Genomic DNA, 3,408 nt, shown 5'->3' with positions numbered 1-3,408 from the left:
GAGAGCTTGTCGGCGGGCAAGGTCGAGGCGAACTGCCAAGCCTTGCGCCCCATCGCGTCGTAGCCAAAGCAACTGGTGAGCTTGCCTTGGGTGCGATAGACCTCACGGTGCAGGTCGTCGCGCTCCATGTCGCTGATCACCTGGCCGTCCAGGTTCAACTGGTGCAGGTGCCCGCTGCCGTAGTACAGGTGGTTGACCTTGCGGCCATCCGGCAGCGTCAGGGTGGTCAGGTTGCTGAGCGCATCGTATTCATAATCGAGTGCGCCGCTGGAACTCAGCTCTTGCGTCAATCGGCCTAGCAGGTCGTAGCTGTAAGCGAGCTTTTCCTCAGTAATGCCCAGCTGCTTGCCAGTGCCTGTTGGGTGGCGCTGGATGCTCAGCAACCGATCGGCCTCGTCGTACGCGAAATCTTGCCGGGCATCGCGGTTGACCTTGGCCATCAAGCGGCCAATGGCATCGCGCTCGAACAGCGTGTTGCGCTCCGGGCGCTCGCCGCTTTCGCCATAGCCGATTTCATCCAGTCGAATCAGATGCCCGCCCGCGTCGTAGCCGAAGCGCCGAGTCAGGTTATCCACCCGCACCTCTTCGCTCAGGCGGTCCGATGCGTCATAGGCAAAGCGGTAGGCCGCGCCGTTCTCGTTGACCAGTGCGGTCAGGCGCAGGGCCTTGTCATACTCGTAGCGAATCCACTCGCCCTTGGCATCCTGGCGGCTGCTGGGCAGGCCGCGCGAGGTGCGTTGCAGGTAGGTGGTCTGGCCTTTGCCATCGGTGTGCTTCAGTACCTGGCCAAGGGTGTTGTAGGTAAAGGTTTCCGCCGTGCCGTCCGGATGGTTGATACGCAGCACTTCACCATCGGGCTTGCGCTCCAGGGTCGTGGTCTGGTTCAGCGCATCGGTGACGGCAACCAGGTGCTGGCGTTCGTCGTAGCGGTAGCAGGTGCTTTTGCCGGAACAATCCTCGAAACGCTCGACCTGCGCGTAGGCATTCCACCACAAGTATGTCGATATCGGTAACCAGGTTGCCTTTTTCGTCGTATCGCACCTGCCAGACGCTGCCGTCGGGGAAGCGGGTTTCGGTGACCAGTGGCGTGGAGCGGAAGTGCTTGTAGCTGATCTTGCGACCCAAGGGTTGGTGGGTCGGCTTCCCAGACTAAATGTACAAACCGCCATATTGAACTACGTGCTTGCTTACAATCTGCTCAAGAATCGCCCTCTGAATTAATTGAGAAAACCTAAAAGTTAGGCGAGTGCCAAATGATTGGCAGCCACCTCATAAAAACATACTGTTAAAGATCTTATTTGCAGCAATTCAACATTAGCAACGAGCAACAACCACTAGACCTATAAGTCTTAAAGCACCGGCGCGAGACTTTAAGCAGCCACTAAATCACACACATCAATATTGTTGTAAATACCGTTCAACGAGAGCGAATCCTGAGACACTCATAAGCAGATGATTTTGATACTCATCGATATCTAGGATTCTAACAACCTGCCCTCGTCGATACAACGTACCTGCCATATTAAACTCAAAGTCACCCCAAGAAGAATCGGCAAACGTCCCAGAACGTATCACTTTCCACTCACCAGACTTAAGCTTATCGAATGCAGTAAAAATTACGGTAAAAACTCCTCTATAATTTTCAAAGCTCAAAAATTTTTCACCTTCAGGGATGACCTTGCCATCACCCACAGATAGCACTCCAAAGGCGAAGACTTTTTTAAATTTCTGCTCTTTACTCTCGCTCCCTAACCAGATGATTTGTCCGATAGCGGACCTACCATCCTCCATTGGGATCAAAAAATAATCGCCATTGTGCATTGTTAGATCTCCAGTCATAAACCTAAACCTTTCATTTTAGTCAGGGCATCTGACAGTACATCACCTCCCCAGCTCGGACTATGACCAGCCACGTCATAGAGAGGAGCATTAGGATTGGTGGGGCTATAGGACCTAATTCTATTGAGCAAGTTGGTAACCTCGTTGGTGGACAGCGCTCCACCGTTAAGATCCATGATTTTCTGCTCAAGGAATTTAGCTTCAGCCTTAGTTAGATTATTATCAAAAATCACATGTTGCTCAAGATGAGATTTTCCAGGTGTTGCGGCATGCACACCTAATATAGGCAAAGTGCTGCAGCTTGCTATGCCCCGATTGCTTCTCGATCAGGTTGCCCCACGGGTCGTAGCGGTACTCCTGATCGCGCCAATGGGTGATCCGGTTGTCCTTGAACTTGGCAAACTGCCGCGCATTGAAGTCCAGGCGGTTGGCCGCCGCGTCGTAGCGGAACTCTTCACTACCCACCAGCGAGCCGGTATCACGGCTGCGCAACTGACCATTGGCTTCGTATTCGTACTTGAGCTCGCCACGCAGCTTGTCGAGGGTGCGCACCAGCTCACCGGCCGGGTCGTACTGGTAACGGCGGTGGATCGGGTTGTAGGCATGCTCCACAAGCAGCGAGGTGTTGATGCCGGTGTTGTGCACCTGCGAAAGCTTGTCGGCGGGCAAGGTCGAGGCGAACTGCCAGGCCTTGCGTCCCATGGCGTCATAGCCAAAGCAACTGGTGAGCTTGCCCTGGGTCCTGTAGACCTCGCGGTGCAAGTCATCCCGCTCCATGTCGCTGATCACCTGGCCGTCCAGGTTCAACTGGTGCAGGTGTCCGCTGCCGTAGTACAGGTGGTTGACCTTGCGCCCATCCGGCAGGGTCAGCGTGGTCAGGTTGCTGAGCGGGTCGTATTCGTAACCTAGCGTTCCGTCGGGCGTGATTTCCTGGGTCAGTCGGCCTAACACGTCATAGGCGTACGCCAGCTTTTCTTCGGTCACCCCGAGCCGCTTGCCGCTTCCGGTCGGTTGCCGCTCGATGCTCAGCAACCGGTCACCGTCGTCATAGATGAATCGCTGCTGCGCGTCGTTATTGAGCTTGGCGATCAAGCGGCCAATAGAGTCACGCTCGAACAGCGTATGCCGCTCCGGCCTCTCGGCATTTTCGCCGTAACCAATCTCATCCAGCCGGGTCAGATGCCCGCCGACGTTGTAGCTGAAGCGCCGGGTCAGGTTGTCCACCCGCACCTCTTCACTCAGCCGGTCCGAGGCGTCGTAGGCAAAGCTGTACGTCGCATTGTTCTCGTTGACCAGCGCCGTCAGGCGCACGGCCTTGTCGTACTCGTAGCGTACCCGTTGGCCCTTGGCATCCTCGCGGCTGCTGGGCAAGCCGCGGGCGGTGCGCATCAGGCGGATGGTCTGGCCTTTGCCGTCGGTGTGGCTGAGCACCTGGCCGTAGACGTTGTAGGTGAAGCTTTCCTTTGTGCCGTCTGGATGGCTGATGCGCAGCACTTCGCCGTCCGGCTTGCGCTCCAGCGAGGTGGTCTGGTTCAGCGCATCGGTCACCGCCACCAGGTGCTGACGCTC

2 protein-coding genes and 2 pseudogenes are annotated in these 3,408 nt (G+C 56.1%); all 4 read right to left on the bottom strand.

Features of this window, described 5'->3' with window-relative positions; all coding sequences use genetic code 11:
• Positions 1–1,128: pseudogene (locus tag ACIPW4_RS27110) on the bottom strand (type IV secretion protein Rhs); the annotation flags it as partial.
• Between the two features lie 267 nt (positions 1,129–1,395).
• A complete protein-coding gene (locus ACIPW4_RS27105; protein WP_400663707.1) occupies positions 1,396–1,839 on the bottom strand; it encodes an Imm26 family immunity protein in 444 nt (147 codons plus the stop codon).
• A complete protein-coding gene (locus tag ACIPW4_RS27100) occupies positions 1,836–2,072 on the bottom strand; it encodes a hypothetical protein (RefSeq protein ID WP_400663704.1) in 237 nt (78 codons plus the stop codon). The genes ACIPW4_RS27105 and ACIPW4_RS27100 overlap by 4 nt, the downstream gene beginning before the upstream one ends.
• A gap of 49 nt (positions 2,073–2,121) precedes the next feature.
• Positions 2,122–3,408, bottom strand: a pseudogene (locus tag ACIPW4_RS27095) (type IV secretion protein Rhs); the annotation flags it as partial.

The organism is Pseudomonas sp. NPDC089996, from assembly GCF_044748405.1.
Taxonomy (GTDB): Bacteria; Pseudomonadota; Gammaproteobacteria; order Pseudomonadales; family Pseudomonadaceae; genus Aquipseudomonas.
The sequence above is the reverse complement of the archived record's forward strand: the minus strand, read 5'-3'. Positions and strand labels throughout refer to the sequence as shown.